Below are 16,650 nucleotides of genomic sequence, written 5' to 3' on the forward strand. Positions count from 1 at the left end.
GGGGGACTCTGCCGCTACGCCAAAGGCAAAGATCAGCGCCTGTCCAGCCCGGCCTCGATGACGATATGCTGGCAGACGTTGTCAATGTCACGAATGACGTCATCGTTCCAGAAGCGCAGGATGGTCCAGCCGTCTTGTTCCAGACGCTTTGTCCTCGCCTCATCGCCTTCATTGGCATCGGCATGCTGCGAACCATCGACTTCGACGACAAGTTCCTTTTCCGGGCAAGCAAAGTTGACGATGTAACCAGCGATCGGAAATTGTCTCCGGAACCCGAGCCCATCAGCTGATGCGCGCGAAGCTCATTCCAGAGCTTCAATTCGGCGTCGGTCATGACTTTGCGCATCGACTTGGCATTGGCGCGATTTCGTGGGGCAACCGCGTGTGAGGCATTGTCAGTGCTCGGTTGCTTTTGAGATTGGTGCTTTACGGCGCGCCCCTCTGTCCTGCCGGACATCTCCCTCACAAGTGGGGAGATTGGCAGTTCCGCCGACAGCGCCTCTTTTACGAGGTTGACGATTGGCGAAATCAAAGATGACGGCCGATCTCCCACCAAGTGGGGAGATGTCCGGCAGGACCAGAGGGGGCGCTGTCCCGCCAACCTTGCCTTGATTTCGAGCTCCATCCTCACTGCTTCTCCTCTCGGTGGGACTTCGCATTGCCTACCGCCCCATTAGCAAAGCGACGATGAGCTGCTGCAGATTGCCGCGCGGGGCGAATTCTACCCGGTCGAAATCGCGGCTTGCCTGCCGCTGTGCCTGGGAGAGTTCGGCGAGCCGCCTGGTCATTTCGGTCCTGATCTTTTCGCACCCGGGATCGTCGGGGACGGACAGGCCGATGGTGGCCGTCTCGATCTTGCGGACCATATCGACGATGATGTCGCCATGCACCTTTTCGTGGGCGGCGAGGCCGGCGGCAAAAACGTCCCAACTTTTCTGCACGGCGGCCGGCACCGGCCCGGACGTTTTGGGCAAGGTGTAGGTTATGATGAGCTTCGGCCGCGCCGATACCAGCACGCAGGCATTGCCTTGTCGCTGATAGTCCCTGACCCAGGTCAGCTTGAAATTGGTGTAGGCCATGGCGCGGACCTTGCTTTTGCCGATCATCGGCCCGCGCTCGCCCATCGAGGCATGGAGCTGGGGACCGGTCTGCCCTGAAACGGCGTAGGTCTCGACCATCTCGACCGGCTTCCATCCCGCCTGCGCCGGCGATGCCAGCAAACAGGCCAGGAGCAGAGACTTCAGAACGACTGTTTTCATGCGAATCCCCTGGGCCGATGGCTTTGGTGCGCTTGAGATCATCAACGCGTGGCAGGAATGCGGTCAAGGCGCCCTTGCCAAACTCGGCGTTCGCATTCGCGTCGAAAGAACCAATCGACGGCGATGCGCCGCAAACTCAATCCGCTTGGCGGGCTCGTTTTGAAATCTTCTTTCTGACTAATCTCTATAAACTTACTAGAGTTAACCCACACAAACGTTTTGCGAGGAGCCCAAATGTCGAAAAAGCTGGTGGTGGGGCTGTCAGGCAACCTGACCCGTCCGTCGAAGACCAAGGCGCTTATCAGCCACATCGTCGCGGAGGTGGCGAGCAGCACCGGTGCAGACTCGACCGTTTTCGACCTAGAGGATCTCGGTCAGTCGTTCCCGCTGGCAAAGCGCGTTTGCGATCTGGATCCGTTGGCCAGAAACATCGTCGAGCGATTGCTGCGCGCCGATGTCCTGGTGGTAGGCTCGCCGACCTTCAAAGGCAGCTACACCGGGCTTTTCAAGCATTTCTTCGACCTGCTCGACCCGTCATCCCTGAGGGGAAAGCCGGTCATCCTTGCTGCGACCGGCGGCGGCGATCGTCATTCGCTGGTGGTCGAACATCAGCTGCGGCCGCTGTTCGGCTTCTTCGAGGCGCTGACCCTGCCGACCGCGATTTACGCCTCCGACAAGGACTTCGACAACGGCGTGCTGGTGTCCGAAGCCATCCATGCTCGCGCCAGGCAAGCGGTCGCCGAAGCGTGCCGGGCGGTGCCACGCAGCGTCGGTCTTGCCGCTTGAACACCGGCCAGTGACCCTCAATCCCTTTCCGCACAGTCAGAAGGAACCCGCAATGACCAGACCCAGCAAGTCCAGGCAGATCAAGCTTGGTGCTTTCCTGCCCGGTGGCGGACAGCATATCGCAGCCTGGCGCCACCCTGACGCGCCGGCGGACGGCGCGACAAATTTCGAGTTCCACAGGCAGCTCGCGCTGACCGCCGAGCGCGGCCTGTTCGATGCCTATTTCCTCGCCGACAATCTGACCGTCGGCCTCGGCGCCCGCGAAGGCGGCAATGCCAAGATCGCCGGGTTCGAGCCGGTGACGCTGTTTGCCGCATTGGCGCCGCTCACCACGCATCTGGGCTTCATCGCCACCGCCTCCACCACCTATGAGGAGCCGTATACGCTCGCCCGCAAGTTCGCCTCGCTCGATCTTCTGTCGAATGGCCGGGCCGGCTGGAATGTTGTGACCTCGGCGGGCGACGAGACCGCACGCAATTTCAATCGCGAGACGCAGCCTGCCCACGCCGAGCGCTATGCCCGGGCGCTTGAGCATGTCGAGACAGTCAAGGCGCTGTGGGATAGCTGGGAAGACGATGCCTTCATCCGCGACAAGAAGTCGGGGCGCTTCTACGATAAGGACAAGCTTCACGACATCGACCACAAGGGCCCGCATTTCAGCGTCAAGGGTCCGCTCAATGTGCCGCGTCCGGTGCAAGGGCACCCGGTGGTGGTGCAGGCCGGGCAGTCGGAGGACGGCCGCAAGCTCGCCGCCCAATCGGCTGAAGTCATCTTCACCGCCCATCAGAATCTGGCCTCGGCGCAAGACTTCTACCGCGACATGAAGGCGCGCGTGAAGGCTGCCGGCCGCGATCCCGGACAGGTCCTGATCATGCCGGGCGTAGCACCCTTCGTCGGCCGCAACGAAGAGGAAGCCCGCGCCAAGTACCGGCAGCTGAACGATCTGATCCTGCCCGAGGATGGCGTGGCCCTGCTCAACGGGTTGGCCGGCCAGACGCTCGACATCAGGGGTTATCCGCTCGACGGACCGCTGCCGCCGAGCAAGGAAACCGAAGGCATGAAGAGCCGCCAGGCGCTGATCCGCCAGATCGCCGACGAGCACAACTTCACCATCCGCCAGCTCTACCAGTGGGTGGCGACGGCCCGCGGCCATTACACCGTCATCGGCAGCGCCACCCAGGTCGCCGATCAGCTGGAGGAATGGTTCGGCAACGAGGCCGCCGACGGCTTCAACATCCTGCCGCCCTGGTTGCCCGGCGCGCTCGACGACTTCGTCGACCTGGTAATCCCCGAGCTGCAGCGCCGCAGCCTGTTCCGCACCGCCTACGAAGGCAGGACGCTGCGCGAGAATCTCGGCCTCAGGCGGCCGGAAAACCCCTGGACCGCCGCCCGCTCGAGGGTGCTGGCCGCCGAATAAATTTTCTGAAGCAAAGGGCAAGACGATGAGTTTGCAACACATCGAGCGGCCGGTCACGATCGCCGCACATGACGGCAGAACCAGCCTTGGCGCCGATTTCCCGCGCCTGGCCAAGCGGATTGTCGTCCGCTTCCTGTCCCGTTTCGGCATCCTGATCGCCTTCCTCGCGATCTGGCAGCTGTCGAGCAGCGCGGGATGGGTCAACGCCGCGGTGCTGCCGCCGATCGACACGATCGTCTCCGCATTGTGGAATGGTCTGGCCGGCGGGACCTTGCTTGGCGACATCGCCATCAGCCTGCAGCGCGCCGGCCTCGCCTTCGCAGCGGCGGTGGCGGTTGCCATCCCGCTTGGTCTGTTCATGGGCCAAGTGCGCGCCGTCGAAACGGCGCTTGATCCGATCCTGCAGGTTTTCCGGCAAACCTCGGCGCTGGCGCTCTACCCGGTGTTCATCCTGCTGCTCGGGCTGGGGGAGGCATCAAAGGTCTTCGTCATCTTCTGGGCGACGCTGTTTCCGCTGCTGCTCAACACCATCAGCGGCGTCAAGCAAGTCGATCCGAAACTGCTCGAAATGGCCCGGGTCTATGGCGCGACGCGGCTCACCGCGTTTCGTCGGGTCGTGCTTCCGGGTGCCGTCCCGTCGATCTTCGTGGGCTTAAGGCTGAGTGCGACCACGGCGCTCTTGCTGCTGATCGCCTCCGAAATGATCGGCGCCAACAAGGGCATCGGCTTCCAGGTGATGAACGCGCAGTACAACTTCCAGATCCCGCTGATGTTTGCGGCGATCGTCATCCTCGCCGGCCTCGGCCTGATCGCCAACCAGGCGCTGGTCAGCCTGCAGCGGCGGCTCTGCCGATGGAGCAATCCCATCGACTGACCAGCCTTTCACCATCCTCTCCAACAGGCACCATCCTCCAACAGGAAAGACCGGACCATGCCGATTACTCGCCGTTCCCTGCTTGCGGGCGCTCCCTTTGCCGCCGGCGTCATCGCCACCGGCCTGCCTCGCTTTGCCGCTGCGCAAGCCGCGCCGGTCACGTTGCGCTACCTCGCCAGCCGCGGCAGCATCTCGCCGCATGAGTTGGCGGACGAGCTCGGCTATTTCAACGACTTCGGCGTCAAGCTGGAGAATGTCGGCTACTCGGGCGGCGGCCCGGAATCGCTGTTCGCGCTCGCCTCCGGCAGCGTCGATCTCGGCTCGGCCGCAACCGCTGCGGTGGTCAATTCGATCTCCGGAGGCAACGACTTCGTCGCCGCCTATCCAAGCAACGGCATCAACAGGCAAGTGCACAGCGTCTTCTACGTGCTGGAAGACAGTCCGATCAAATCGATTGCCGACGTCGCCGGCAAGACCATTGCGGTCAACACGCTCGGTGCCCATCTCGACTACACCGTGCGCGAGGCGCTGCACGGCGTCGGCCTGCCGCCGGATGCGGCCAAGCTCGTCGTGGTGCCCGGGCCGCAGCTTGAACAGACCCTGCGGTCGCGCCAAGTCGATATCGCGGCACTGGGCTATTGGCAGGCGACGTTTGCTGGCGCGCTGGTGGACAAGGGCGGCGTGCGGGGTGTGTTCAACGACACCGACGTGCTGGGCGAACTGGCCGGCGGCTTCATCGTCCTGCGGCGCGACTTCATCACGGCGCATCCGGATGGCGCCCGCAATTTCATCGAACAGTCGGCCCGCGCCGCCGACTGGTCGCGCCAGAACCCGGACGAGGCGCGCAAGGTGCTCGCGGAGATCCTCGATAAACGCGGCGAAAATGGCGAGCTGGCGCGCTACTGGACCGGCTTTGGCCTGCGCGAAGGGGCCAAGGCTGACGACCGCGACATCGACTTCTGGGTCAGCGTGCTCGAGCGCGACGGCCGCCTGCCCAAGGGCAGGCTGAAAGCCGCGGATATCCTCTACCGGCGCGGCGAAACGAAAACCAACTGACCGGGAGACGGGCACCATGGCCACCACAGGCGGCGGCGAGGTCACGATCCGCGACCTCTCCAAATCCTTCAGCCTCGGCGGGCGTCCGCTTGCCGTGCTGAGGGCTCTCAACCTCGATATCCGCTCCGGCGAATGTCTCGTCATTGTCGGCGCCAGCGGATCGGGCAAGACCACGCTGCTGCGCATTCTTGCCGGGCTGGAGGCCTCCGACAGCGGCGGTGTCGCGATCGACGGCAAGCCGGTCCATGGCGTCGGCGCTGAACGCGCGGTGATTTTCCAGGAACCGCGCCTGCTGCCCTGGCTGACGGTACTCGGCAACGTCGCCTTTGGCCTCGAAGTGCGGGGCGTGCCCAAGGCGGAGGCCGAGGGCAAGGCCCGCTTCTATACCGCGCTCGTTGGTCTGGCCGAATTCAGCGATGCCTCTCCCAGGCAGCTTTCGGGCGGCATGGCGCAGCGCGTCGGCATCGCCCGGGCCTTGACCGTGCAGCCTGAAATCCTGCTGCTCGATGAGCCGCTGGGCGCGCTCGACGCCATGACCAAGATCGGCATGCAAGAGGAACTGGCGCGCATCTGGAGCGAGGAGAACGTGACCATGGTCATGGTCACCCATGATCTGGAAGAAGCAATCTATCTCGCGGACAGGGTGCTGATCCTGCCCAGGGAGAAGGGCGGCACAGCGCGGCTGGTCGAGGTTGAACTGCCGCGCCCCCGCGATCGCAGCGAAGGCCGGTTCGTGCGCTATCGCGAAGAACTGCTGCGCGAGTTTGGCTTGCACTGAGACGCGGTGACAGGCGCGTCTTGCGCTGCCTTATTTCGCCGCCCCCAGCGAAAACAGCGCGCGCTCGACGGGCGGCTCCAGCGTTTGCGCAAAGGGCGTCGCCAAGTGGTGGCGATCGCGGTAGGCCAGCTTGCCGTCGATGAAGACATGGCAGGTCTTGGCATCGCAGAACCGGTCGGTCATGTCGATATAGGTCGCGTTGGGGACGGTGCGCACGATGTCGCGCTCCACCGCGGCCACGGCGTCGTTGGCGGCGTCGGTTCGCGGCGCATCACATACCGACGGCGTCTGTCCCCGCCACAGCGCGCGGGCCACGCACGTGTCGGCGAACATGCCGTTGAACGGGACATCGCGGATAAAGGCAACTTTCAGCCCGGCCTGGCTGAACGCTTCCAGCGTTGCACGCAGGCCGGCCTGCCAGTCCCGGTCCTGGCTTTCGGATACCTTCACGTCGGGCGACAATTTGCGCGAGCTCGTCAGCGAGATCTCCGAGATCACCACCAGGCTCGGGCGCAGGGCGATGATCTCCTTGATCGATTGCTCGCGCCATCGATCGCACTCGGTGTAGTCGCGCTTCAGCTTCGAGCTCCAAACCGTCAGCCGCGACGCCCGGCAGGCGGATTTGAGCCAGGTGACGACCTTGTAGTTGTTCTTCTTCGCCGCCTCGATCAGCGGCGTCGACCAGTGGTCGGCATGCGAATCGCCGAACAGCGCGATCGAGTGCTCGGCATTCTTTGCGCCGAACACGCAGGGCTTTGGCGTGACGGTTTCGTAGTCGAGAACGCAGCCGTCCTTGGCGCGCGCGGTGGAGGGCTGTGCGGCAGTTTCGGCAATGATGCGTTGTGAGGGGTCGAGATCGTGCACGGCAAGGCGCGCATTGGCGTAAGTTGCCACCACGCCGGCGCCGGTCAGCATTGCGGCGGGAATAAGCGCGCGCGCCGCGTTCGCCATCAGCCAGACGTTGCGGCGGATCGGGTTCTCGATGAAACTATAGGTGAAGATCGACAGCGCCAGCGTCAATGCTGCGCAGGCAAGCCGCCCGGGCCAGGAGAGGTCGGGAACCATCATCGTCGCATAGACGATGACCGGCCAGTGCCAGAGATAAAGCGAGTAGGAAAGTTTCCCCACCCATTGCAAGGGCGGCAGCGCCAGCATGGCGCTGGGCCCTCTTTGGACATTGCCGGAGCCGCTGAGCAGCAGCAGCACGGTGCCGGCCACCGGCACCACCGCCGCGACGCCGGGGAAGGGGGTGGCCTGTTCGCTGAAGGTCAGATAGGCCCCGGCGATCAGCGCCAGGCCAAGCCATGCCAGTGCTGCGCCCAGTTGCGGGCGCTCGCGCCAGAATTTTGCCGGCGCCATCGTCGCCAGGCCACCGGCGGCGAATTCCCAGGCCCTGAGCGGCGAGAAATAGAAGGCCCAGGGCTGCGCCACGGTGGTGAGCCAGGCGCAGACGGCGAACGACACCGCGCCGGCGAGGCCGATCACCAGGATCGCCGTGCGCTTGCCCGGGCGCAGCCATGCCGCCAGCAGAAGCAGCGCCGGCCATACCAGGTAGAACTGTTCCTCGACGGAGAGCGACCAGAAGTGGATGAAGGGGTTGTTCGCCGCATCGGGGGCGAAATAGTCGAACGACCAGCGGATCAGCCATAAATTGATCGCATAGGCCGAGGCGAACATGGCGCCTTTCGAATAGAGCGCCTGTTCGTCCGGCGACAGGATGAAGTAACCCGCGACAAGCGTGGCGAAGATGACGAACAGCGAGGCCGGCAGAAGGCGCCGGGCGCGCCTTGCGTAGAACCGCCACAGGTTCAGCCTGCCGTCCTCGGCCATTTCCCGCAGCAGCTGGCCGGTGATCAGATAGCCGGAGATGACGAAGAAGATGTCGACGCCGGTGAAGCCGCCCGGCAGGTCCGACAGACCGAAATGGAACGCGACGACGCCCGACACCGCCAGTGCACGCAGCCCTTCGATATCAGGCCGAAACGATGCTGACACGGCAAAACCTCGTGTGATCGTTGAAAAAGCCACCCGTTGCGAAGACTCGACGCGATGTACCGATATTGCAATGCAACAAATCTAACGCAGTGCAACATAAGTGGAGTTGGCGGAGTGCAGCGCGGGTGTGCTCGTCGGCGTCTATTCCACAAAGCGCTGGGGCGGCGCTGACATATGCACCGGCGCGGCGGGGTGTTTTTTGAGCACAAGGAAGACAATTGGCCCGGCTAGCGGGCCTGCGTACCGATCTCAGGCTTAGAAGGAACCCGCCGCTCGTGCGCCGGGCTCCTCCCCTTGGTCGTCACCAATCACGCATGCGCTGGCGGATGATGACGAGAGTCCCAGACCGCCCAGGCCGATGCCGCAACCACCAGCACGCCGAGGACAACATGGGTCGCCATCGCGTTGGCGTTCGCCATGAAGCCGAGCAGCCAGGGCGAGGCGATCAGCCAGAGCCCGACGACAAGGTTCACCCACTCTTCCCATTCGGCGAATACCGAAAGCGCCGCGAGAGCCAGGGCGCCGAGCACGACTGCGGCAATCCAGGCGTTCCACGCAGGAGCGGTTTCAGCAGCGAAGCCGATGACCCAAGGTGAGATGAACAGGCATGCCGCAAGGATCAGATTGATCCAATCCTGGGCCTTCTTTCCTTCCATCAGATTGTTTGCCATGACAACCTCCACAGATGAAGCTTGACCAAAGCACTACGTCGCGTGCAACGCACGCTTAGTCATTGATATATCGTACTTTCGACGGCTTTCAAGGAGTGGCCCCGGAGGGCCGGCCCTAGCGTCGGTTCCGTACCGCGGCGATGCCGCGTCTGCCATCCGCCTGCGCAATTCAGAAGCGCCGGTTCCCGGAGGCTTCGGCTGCTCCGGAGGATGAGGGCAACGTCAAGCGTAGCGGCACGTGGCAAGCCGTGCCATTGCTGCTGATAATGCGGGCAGGCCCGCGTTGCTCATGTCAGGTGCTTCGGCTATTGACCGGCAGCCAATGCCGGCACAGTTCCAAACGGAGCCCGACCATGACAGAGAAGACCATCCTCAAATTCGGCGCAGTCGAAAACGCCGAGGCGGGCGATCTCGCGGGCTGGGTCGTGGTCGACGGCAACCCAACCATGAAGACCGCCGTCCAGCACACCACAGAGGACGGCAAGGTCATGTCGGGAACATGGCAGGCTACTCCCGGCACCTATCACGCGACCTACAGCGACTATGAATTCGTGCACATGATATCAGGCCGCATCGTCATCACGCCCGATGGCGGCGCGCCCGTCGAAGTCGGTCCCGGCGATGCCTTCGTGGTCGAGGCCGATTTCAAGGGAACGTGGAAGATCATCGAGCCGGTGACGAAGCATTTCGTCGTCAGGGTCGGCTGAGGCCGGAGGCGAACCTATCGCGGCTTGGCGCGCCGCCACCAAGTCTATTGATCCGGGGCCTGTCGATCCCCAGGGCCTGTCGATCCCGGCCACCGCAAGCGTGGTGCGATCGAAATAAAAGGATAGAGTCCCTCCATTAGGGGATGGATGAAATTCTAGAAATCGAAATAGATCGCCGGCGGATACGGACTGGACGCATTTTTGTCGGCGGGCGCCGCCATCGCACCAAACGAGGCGTTGATCCCGCCGGTGGACTTATTGTCGAGCGGCGGCCGGGTTTTCTCGGCTGTGGCCACTTTCGCATCTGTCGCAATGACTTTCGTTTTAGCCTCCACGGTTTGCGAAAGTGCGAGCACGGCGAGAAGTGCAGACAGGGCAAGTTTCATGGCGGCGTCCCTCAATGGTTAACGTAAGGTTAACCCCAGCCGCCGGCCCGAACACCGCCGCTGTGTGGAATGGCGTGGAATTCTCCGGAATTCCTGGAATATGGCTTGTGGAAAAGCGGGGCTGCAAGGAACCGGCGCGAGCTAGGCTTACGCAGCCGCGCCGACCGTAAGTTCAATCCTTGAAGCCGGTCGAGTCTAGCAGGGCGACCTGCTTGCCGTCGATGTAAAAGCGTATCACGTGCGCGCCGCCGTCGACTTCAATGCGCGTCGGCTCGATGGCCGGCGACGCAGGAGCCGTCTTGCCATATGTCGCTGCCGCGCGCGAGCCGGCAGCAGCACGCGACGGTCCATCCGGCCCGAAGGTCAGCAGCAGCAGTGCGGCGGATCCAGCCGCAACCGCGGTGAAGGGGATTTTTGGGGGAGGCAATCCAGGACATCGAATTATTCCTTCCTTTGTTGCGGCGGCATCTACGCTGGTTTGTGGTGGTTGCGAGAGCTCGGCTTCGCCGTCGTTCAAATGACCGAGGAAGGGGATTGGTATTCAAGCCTAGATAGCGTGAGTTTCATAACTTGCCCTTGCCCTGCGCGACCTTAGTGCCGCCCGGCAGGGCGAAAAGGGTGGGCGCGTGGAGCGGCGTGGAATTCTGCGGATTTCCTGGAATATGGGACTTTAGGAGAAGTCCGGCCCGCAATGAATGCGATGGGAGCAAGTGCTGCCCCATGTTATGCCTCGCGGTGGCATAAAGGGGCGGGTGGGATGGCACAGCATATCGCGCAGAAATTACGGTTGACTGCGGCCCTGCTGGGAACCGTCGCTCGCAAGGATTTGGCGGCGGCGTTCCGAGGCATCAACCCGAAGACGGCGTTCGATCTCGGCCGTGCCGACAAATGGCTGCAGGGCCGCGCCCAGCCGCGCGAGCTCAGCGTCTACGACGACTGGTCGAAGCTTCTCAACCTGGAGCAGCCCGGCGCCTGGATCGCAGAGAGCGACCTGCCAGGCTTCACGGCGGCGATCTGCGCCCGCCACGGCATCGAGAGGGCCGAACTGGAACGCCGCGTCGGCGCGCAGTTCGAGACGGCGTCCGGGCATGAAGAGCGAAGCCTTGGATTGGCCCTTGCCGGAACCTATGCATGTTATTCGCGCGCCTTGTCGCCCTATTATCGCGGCCAGTTGATCAGGGGCAGTCTTTCGATAGACGCCGGGCCGGGGGCGCACGGCCTGACTGCCGCCTATCGCGAGGCATTGCCGACCGGGCAGCTGCTGCTCGGTGGGCTGATGACGTCGGCAAAACGCGGCCTTTATGCGCATCTGAAGGAAACCAGCGGCGAAGCCCAATTCTTCCTCTGCCTGTTTCCGCACTCGCGGCCCGGAAGCGTGCTTGGCGGCTATCTATGCGGCACCACCATCATCGGCCCGGAGCCGCAGCCGTCCCTGACCAGGATCCTGATGATCCGCTTGCGCAATCGGGCGCCCCAGGGATGGGGCGGATATCTGCCGCCCGACGGGTCGATCGCCGATGACCTGGCTTCGCTCGGCGTGGCAATCGAGCAGCCGGAAATGGTCGAACGGCAGCTGGCGCAATTCCTCGCCGGAGACAGCAAGGACGGCGGTGCTAGCCAGATCCCGCCGGCCGAGTTCCGAGGCATCCTCGACGTGTTCGACCGTCATTGGCTGCGTCATTCGGATTAAGCCTGACCTCGTCTTCTGCCTGTGCGGAACCGATCACCACGTCAGTTGTTTTGTCCGGCGACCGAAGCGCCCGTCCGGCTGTCCAGTTGGGCCGCAAAGCGCCGCCCTTGCCGATCGCGTCTTCGAACTCGCCGGCGCGAAGAAGCGAAAGTTGCACGCCGGCTCAATATGCCTGATCATGGCTATGGCAGGGCGGAGGTATCAAGTGGCGGCCAATCGTCGAAACGGCATGCACCCCGCCGAGCCCGGGGTGATGGGCGTTGTTTCCTCTGCCAGAACCCTCCCGCCCATGTCACTGCCCACCGTCGCGACAGTCGTGGCGGCGGTTGCGGCCCTGTACTTCGGGCGCGAGGTTTTCCTGCCGATCGCAATCGCTCTGCTGCTTACCTTTGCGCTCGCACCCATAGTTTCCGGACTCAAGCGAGTCGGCCTTCCCCGTCTCCCGGCCGTCATCGCCAGCGTGCTGAGTGCATTCACGGTCCTCGCGCTGTTCTCTTTCATTGTCGCCACGCAGGTGAGCGAACTGGCGCAGAACATCCCGCTTTACCAGTCGAATATCCTGACCAAGGTCCGGTCCCTGAAGGAGACCGGCGTCGGCGGAGGCATCATCGCCAGGCTGAGTGGCGTGATCGAACGCATTGGTCAGGAACTCGACCGGCAGGAAACCTCACCGCCTACCGCAGGTGAGCCAGAGCGCGAGCCGGTGCCTGTCGAGATCATCGCGCGCGAAAGGCCGCTCAAGGTTCTCCAGAACCTGATCGGCCCGCTGATCAGCCCGCTGGCATCGGCCGGTCTGATCATCGTCGTCGTCATCTTCATGCTCCTCGAGCGCGAGGACCTGCGCGACCGTTTCATACGCCTCGTCGGGTACGGCGATCTTCATCGGACCACCGAGGCGCTCCAGGAAGCGGGCAAGCGGGTCGGCCGATATCTGCTCATGCAATTGGTCGTGAACATCGTCTATGCCGTGCCGATTGCATTCGGGCTTTGGGTTCTCGGCATACCCAATGCATTGCTGTGGGGTTTGCTGGCGTTGGCGCTGCGCTTTGTTCCCTATATCGGCCCGATCATTGGTGCGCTGCTGCCTCTGTTCCTGGCGCTGGCCGTGGCTCCCGGCTGGTCGCTCGTGCTGTGGACCGCCGGGCTGTTCGTGGCCATGGAAATGATAACCGGCAACGTCGTCGAACCATGGCTCTACGGTTCACGTACGGGGCTTTCACCATTGGCCATCATCGTTGCGGCTATCTTCTGGACCTGGCTCTGGGGGCCGTTGGGCCTGGTTCTGTCGACGCCGCTCACTGTCTGTCTCGTCGTGCTCGGTAGGCACGTGCCGCAGTTCGAATTCCTCGACGTTCTGTTCGGCAACGAACCGGTGCTCGAACCGCATGCTCGGCTCTACCAACGGCTGTTGGCCGGTGATCCAGAGGAAGCCACAGATCACGCCGAGGAGATCCTGGAGGAAGAATATCTGTTCGAATTCTATGACAAAGTCGCCATTCCCGCACTTCTGCTCGGCGAACAGGATCGGGTGCGGGGTGTCATGGGCGATGAGCAAAGACGACAGGTGGCGGCCAGTGCGCAGACGCTGGTGGCGAACCTCGACGATAGCGCACGGGAGGAAGCAGAGGAGGACGATGATCCGGCCGCGGCCGAGCCTGCCGCAGCAGATGAGGACAAGCAGGCTCAAGGGGTGAGCGAGGACGACATCGAACTCCCGGATGGCACCGACATTTCAGTGCTTTGTGCCGGCGGCCGCGGGGAACTCGACGATGCCGCCGCCGCCATGCTGGCGCAGGTGCTCGAAGTGCAAGGGGCGACGGTCTCGAAGGCGAGCTTTGCCGACATGGAACCGGCGAGCATTCGCCGGCTCGAACTCGACGCTGTCGACACCGTTGTGGTCGGATTCCTGAACCGCGACTCCGTCAAACATGCCCGTTTCCTGGTTCGTCGGCTGAAACGTGTCAAAGGCTCGCTGCGGGTGGGGATCGTGTTCTGGTCGGAGGACGGCGACGACAAAAACACAGCCGTCGAATTGGCCAATGACATCAACGCCGATTTTGTGGCGTATGGCATGGTCGAAGCCGTTCTCGGCGCGTTGTCGAGCGATCCGCCGGTTGCGCTGAAGATCGCTGCCAAGCGCCGCATGCGCCGCCGGTTGCGTCCTGCCAAGAAGGCGCCGCTCGCCGCTGCAAAATGAGCGCGGGACAGGGCGGCGAGGGCGTGGGCTGGAGTCGCGTGGGGCGTCAAAGGTACAGAGCAGAAATGCCAAGTTGGCGGGTCGCCCGCCCAACCAGAAATATTTCAACCGAAGGGGAACCTCACGGTCGCAGGCAAGTTCGGTACGCAATGTGGGGGAGATTGCGCCATCTCATCGGTTTTATCGTTGTCGTGCTTGCGATCTTCTCCTTCCTCGGATTCCATCAGGAGGGACTATGGAGCGCGACGACGATCAACGGGGCTGGGCTTGAGAGCGCCAGTCCGTCATCCTGAGGTCGACCTCTGCTCACCGACAACACCTGGACTCGCCCCCGCTCGCGCTCGCTTGGTGAACATTCGACGCTTGCACCCGTATCACTCAGAGGCGACGCGATGGCGGCGCGAATGAAATTGTGGTGGGGGTCGGAACTGGCAACGGTCGATCGCCTAGCGGGAGCGCTGGCGCGAGCCTTGGCCGACGGGTCGCACGCATGAGCGACGAGCCGGCGCGTCCGCCGGGCGAATATCCGTCCGACTTTGCCAGCTTCTTCATGGCTGGCTTCGAATGTTCCTCGCATCGGCGCGGCGACGGAGTGCGCCTCGATTTGATTCGCGCAACCGCACACGACAAACACGCTCTCGGCGACTATCGCAGCTGTGCTGCCCTTGGGCTTCGCACGATCCGCGACGGCTTGCGCTGGCACCTGATTGAAACTGCGCCAGGAGTCTTCGACTGGTCGGGTTGGATCTCAATGATCGAAGCGGCTCACGCGGCGGGGGTGCAGGTCGTCTGGGATATCTTCCACTATGGCTCACCAGATCACGTAGACCAAGGCGCCCCAGACTTTACAGAAGCCTATGTCCGCTTCGCCGCTGAAGCTGTCCGGGTCCATCGCTCCATCACAGGAGTAGCTCCCTTGGTGTGCCCGATCAATGAGATCTCATTTTTCGCATGGGCGATAGAGGTCGGCTATTTCCCACGTGTGGGGCCGAAGAAGCGGGGATGGTTCAAGCGACAGCTTGTGAGGGCAGCGGTTGCGGGCGTCAAAGCGATGCGCGATGCCGAACCTGATTGCCGGTTCATATGGGCTGAACCGCTAATCCATGTTGCTCCCCGTGACCGTAGTCGTGCCGAGCAGCGGCGCGCGGAAAATGTTCGTCAGGGCCAGTTTGAAGCCTATGACATGCTGACGGGCCGTGCCGAGCCCGAATTGGGCGGCAGCGAGGACTGTGTCGACGTCATCGGACTTAACTTTTATCCGCACAACCAATGGTACTTTCGGGGGCCAACGATACCGATGGGCCACCACGAATATCGGGCGCTTTCCGACATGTTGGTCGAAGTCGCAGAGCGCTACAGAAAGCCCATGTTCATCGCCGAGACAGGCGCTGAAGGATCAGGCCGGCCGGCATGGCTCCATTATGTTTGCGATGAGGTCCGCGACGCAATGAGCCGTGGTGCCCCGATTCAGGGTATATGTCTGTACCCGGTGACTGCGTATCCCGGCTGGGACAATTCGCGCCACGCGGAAGTCGGCTTATTCTCCACGATTCATGCCGACGGTTCGCGCAGTCTTCGTCAGCCGGTTGCAAATGAATTGGAGCGCCAGCGCACACTGTTCGCGGCGGGTGTTTCGTAGCGGTCGAAGAAGGGGCGGGCCACGTCAGTAGGTGGGGAACTGCTCCGAATGTTGGCCGAGCATCGTCCGCTGCATAAGCATCTGCACCGTGCCGTTTGCCGGCAGGCTCTGTTGAATGCGCGCGAACGTCGCCAGAGCCTGACCGACAACCTGATCCATATTGTAGTAGCGGTACGTGGCCAGGCGCCCGACGAACCACACTTCGGGGCACGCCGCTGCCAGTGCTTCATAGCGTTTGTACAGCGCCTCGTTTTCCGCCCGCGGCACCGGGTAATAGGGATCGCCGATGTCGGTTGGATATTCGTAAGTCAGGCTGGTCTTCGGACTCTGCTGTCCGGTCAGATGCTTGTACTCGGTAATGCGGGTATAGTTTTCCGTCTGCGGATAGTTGACAACGGCGACCGGCTGAAACTGCTCGCAATCAAGTGTCACGTGCTCGAACCGAAGTGACCGATAAGGCAGACGACCAAGGCTCCAGTCGAAATATTCATCGACCGGCCCAGTGTAGATCATCCGCTGAAAGGGGATCTTGTCGCGAATTTCGCGATAATCGGTCTGCAGCATGATCTTGATCCTTGGGTTGTCCAGCATGCGCTGGAACATGCGTGTATACCCGCCAGCCGGCATATTCTGGAAAGTGTCGCCAAAGTAGCGATCATCGCGGTTGATCCGCGTTGGGACCCGCGCAGTCACGGACTTGTTTAGTTGGGCCGGATCGACACCCCACTGCTTCCTTGTATAGCCGCGAAAGAATTTTTCGTAGAGTTCCCTGCCAACGGTGCTCACAACTACGTCTTCAGCTGTCCGGACTTCCTCGACCGTTTCTCGCCGGGATGCGAAGAACTCCTCCAATTGCTCGGGCGTCAATTCAAGGCCGTACAGACGATTGATCGTGTCGAGGTTGATCGGTATCGGCAGCAGTTTTCCGTCGACCGAAGACAGTACGCGATGTTCGTAAGGCCTCCATTCGGTGAACTGCGAGAGGTAGTTTATGATCGATTGGGCGTTGGTGTGGAATATATGCGGCCCATAGCGGTGGACCAGAATTCCAGCTTCGTCGTAACAGTCATAAGCGTTGCCGCCGATGTGATTTCGCCGGTCGATGAGCAGGACGCTTTCCTGCCGTTGCGATGCGATGCGTTCGGCGAGCACGCTGCCAGCGAAGCCGGCGCCGACAATCAACCAATCGAACATG

Annotated in this window: 15 protein-coding genes and 1 pseudogene; 9 read left to right on the forward strand and 7 right to left on the reverse strand. The window is 62.6% G+C overall.

Annotated elements, in window-relative coordinates:
• Nucleotides 1–32: 32 nt before the first annotated feature.
• A pseudogene (locus ACWTU8_RS03820) lies at nt 33–346 on the reverse strand (endonuclease domain-containing protein).
• 316 nt (nt 347–662) lie between these two features.
• On the reverse strand, nt 663–1,259 hold the full coding sequence (locus tag ACWTU8_RS03825; RefSeq protein WP_455847094.1) for a DUF922 domain-containing Zn-dependent protease: 597 nt from the start codon (nt 1,257–1,259) through the stop codon (nt 663–665).
• 234 nt (nt 1,260–1,493) lie between these two features.
• Between ACWTU8_RS03825 and msuE the strand changes: the two genes are divergently transcribed.
• From msuE to ACWTU8_RS03850, 5 genes are read left to right on the forward strand one after another with little or no spacing between them, the layout of a single operon-like run.
• Nucleotides 1,494–2,045, forward strand: coding sequence for an FMN reductase (msuE, locus tag ACWTU8_RS03830; protein WP_455847095.1), 552 nt, complete (start codon nt 1,494–1,496; stop codon nt 2,043–2,045).
• Nucleotides 2,046–2,097: 52 nt separating this feature from the next.
• Nucleotides 2,098–3,462, forward strand: a complete 1,365-nt coding sequence (locus ACWTU8_RS03835; RefSeq protein ID WP_455847096.1) for an LLM class flavin-dependent oxidoreductase — start codon at nt 2,098–2,100, stop codon at nt 3,460–3,462.
• Between the two features lie 25 nt (nt 3,463–3,487).
• Nucleotides 3,488–4,336, forward strand: coding sequence for an ABC transporter permease (locus tag ACWTU8_RS03840; RefSeq protein WP_455847097.1), 849 nt, complete (start codon nt 3,488–3,490; stop codon nt 4,334–4,336).
• Between the two features lie 57 nt (nt 4,337–4,393).
• Complete coding sequence (locus ACWTU8_RS03845; protein ID WP_455847098.1) at nt 4,394–5,392, forward strand: ABC transporter substrate-binding protein; 999 nt, start codon at nt 4,394–4,396, stop codon at nt 5,390–5,392.
• 16 nt (nt 5,393–5,408) lie between these two features.
• Nucleotides 5,409–6,170, forward strand: coding sequence for an ABC transporter ATP-binding protein (locus tag ACWTU8_RS03850; protein ID WP_455847099.1), 762 nt, complete (start codon nt 5,409–5,411; stop codon nt 6,168–6,170).
• 30 nt (nt 6,171–6,200) lie between these two features.
• Here ACWTU8_RS03850 and ACWTU8_RS03855 read toward each other — a convergent pair whose 3' ends face one another.
• Nucleotides 6,201–8,165 carry an acyltransferase family protein gene (locus ACWTU8_RS03855; RefSeq protein WP_455847100.1) on the reverse strand — a complete coding sequence of 655 codons (1,965 nt, stop codon included), beginning with the start codon at nt 8,163–8,165 and terminating at the stop codon, nt 6,201–6,203.
• Between the two features lie 308 nt (nt 8,166–8,473).
• Nucleotides 8,474–8,836 (reverse strand): SPW repeat protein, encoded by a 363-nt coding sequence (locus ACWTU8_RS03860; protein ID WP_455847101.1) that lies wholly within the window; start codon nt 8,834–8,836, stop codon nt 8,474–8,476.
• 353 nt (nt 8,837–9,189) lie between these two features.
• On the opposite strand from ACWTU8_RS03860, the gene ACWTU8_RS03865 reads away from it, so the two are divergent.
• Entirely contained in the window at nt 9,190–9,543 is a 354-nt protein-coding gene (locus ACWTU8_RS03865) for a cupin domain-containing protein (RefSeq protein ID WP_065008649.1), read from the forward strand.
• A 155-nt stretch (nt 9,544–9,698) separates the two neighbouring features.
• On the opposite strand, the gene ACWTU8_RS03870 is transcribed toward ACWTU8_RS03865, so the two are convergent.
• Nucleotides 9,699–9,929: a hypothetical protein gene (locus ACWTU8_RS03870; RefSeq protein ID WP_455847102.1), complete on the reverse strand. Its 231-nt coding sequence runs from the start codon at nt 9,927–9,929 to the stop codon at nt 9,699–9,701.
• Nucleotides 9,930–10,101: 172 nt separating this feature from the next.
• Nucleotides 10,102–10,356 carry a hypothetical protein gene (locus tag ACWTU8_RS03875; protein WP_455847103.1) on the reverse strand — a complete coding sequence of 85 codons (255 nt, stop codon included), beginning with the start codon at nt 10,354–10,356 and terminating at the stop codon, nt 10,102–10,104.
• 330 nt (nt 10,357–10,686) lie between these two features.
• On the opposite strand from ACWTU8_RS03875, the gene ACWTU8_RS03880 reads away from it, so the two are divergent.
• The 3 genes from ACWTU8_RS03880 to ACWTU8_RS03890 all read left to right on the forward strand — a co-directional run bounded on the left by ACWTU8_RS03880 (nt 10,687) and on the right by ACWTU8_RS03890 (nt 15,455).
• On the forward strand, nt 10,687–11,619 hold the full coding sequence (locus ACWTU8_RS03880; RefSeq protein ID WP_455847104.1) for a hypothetical protein: 933 nt from the start codon (nt 10,687–10,689) through the stop codon (nt 11,617–11,619).
• Between the two features lie 205 nt (nt 11,620–11,824).
• Nucleotides 11,825–13,816, forward strand: a complete 1,992-nt coding sequence (locus ACWTU8_RS03885; protein WP_455847105.1) for an AI-2E family transporter — start codon at nt 11,825–11,827, stop codon at nt 13,814–13,816.
• 490 nt (nt 13,817–14,306) lie between these two features.
• Nucleotides 14,307–15,455 (forward strand): beta-glucosidase, encoded by a 1,149-nt coding sequence (locus ACWTU8_RS03890; RefSeq protein WP_455847106.1) that lies wholly within the window; start codon nt 14,307–14,309, stop codon nt 15,453–15,455.
• Nucleotides 15,456–15,479: 24 nt separating this feature from the next.
• On the opposite strand, the gene glf is transcribed toward ACWTU8_RS03890, so the two are convergent.
• On the reverse strand, nt 15,480–16,649 hold the full coding sequence (gene glf, locus ACWTU8_RS03895) for a UDP-galactopyranose mutase (protein WP_455847107.1): 1,170 nt from the start codon (nt 16,647–16,649) through the stop codon (nt 15,480–15,482).
• Nucleotide 16,650: the final 1 nt, after the last annotated feature.

It is taken from the genome of Mesorhizobium sp. BHbdii (assembly GCF_053848045.1).

Excerpts from the sequence above, each read along its gene's own strand:
- ACWTU8_RS03825 (WP_455847094.1), bottom strand. The coding sequence starts at position 1,259 with ATGAAAACAGTCGTTCTGAAGTCTCTGCTCCTGGCCTGTTTGCTGGCA.
- msuE (WP_455847095.1), top strand. The coding sequence starts at position 1,494 with ATGTCGAAAAAGCTGGTGGTGGGGCTGTCAGGCAACCTGACCCGTCCG.
- ACWTU8_RS03835 (WP_455847096.1), top strand. The coding sequence starts at position 2,098 with ATGACCAGACCCAGCAAGTCCAGGCAGATCAAGCTTGGTGCTTTCCTG.
- ACWTU8_RS03840 (WP_455847097.1), top strand. The coding sequence starts at position 3,488 with ATGAGTTTGCAACACATCGAGCGGCCGGTCACGATCGCCGCACATGAC.
- ACWTU8_RS03845 (WP_455847098.1), top strand. The coding sequence starts at position 4,394 with ATGCCGATTACTCGCCGTTCCCTGCTTGCGGGCGCTCCCTTTGCCGCC.
- ACWTU8_RS03850 (WP_455847099.1), top strand. The coding sequence starts at position 5,409 with ATGGCCACCACAGGCGGCGGCGAGGTCACGATCCGCGACCTCTCCAAA.
- ACWTU8_RS03860 (WP_455847101.1), bottom strand. The coding sequence starts at position 8,836 with ATGGCAAACAATCTGATGGAAGGAAAGAAGGCCCAGGATTGGATCAAT.
- ACWTU8_RS03865 (WP_065008649.1), top strand. The coding sequence starts at position 9,190 with ATGACAGAGAAGACCATCCTCAAATTCGGCGCAGTCGAAAACGCCGAG.
- ACWTU8_RS03870 (WP_455847102.1), bottom strand. The coding sequence starts at position 9,929 with ATGAAACTTGCCCTGTCTGCACTTCTCGCCGTGCTCGCACTTTCGCAA.
- ACWTU8_RS03880 (WP_455847104.1), top strand. The coding sequence starts at position 10,687 with ATGGCACAGCATATCGCGCAGAAATTACGGTTGACTGCGGCCCTGCTG.
- ACWTU8_RS03890 (WP_455847106.1), top strand. The coding sequence starts at position 14,307 with ATGAGCGACGAGCCGGCGCGTCCGCCGGGCGAATATCCGTCCGACTTT.
- glf (WP_455847107.1), bottom strand. The coding sequence starts at position 16,649 with ATGTTCGATTGGTTGATTGTCGGCGCCGGCTTCGCTGGCAGCGTGCTC.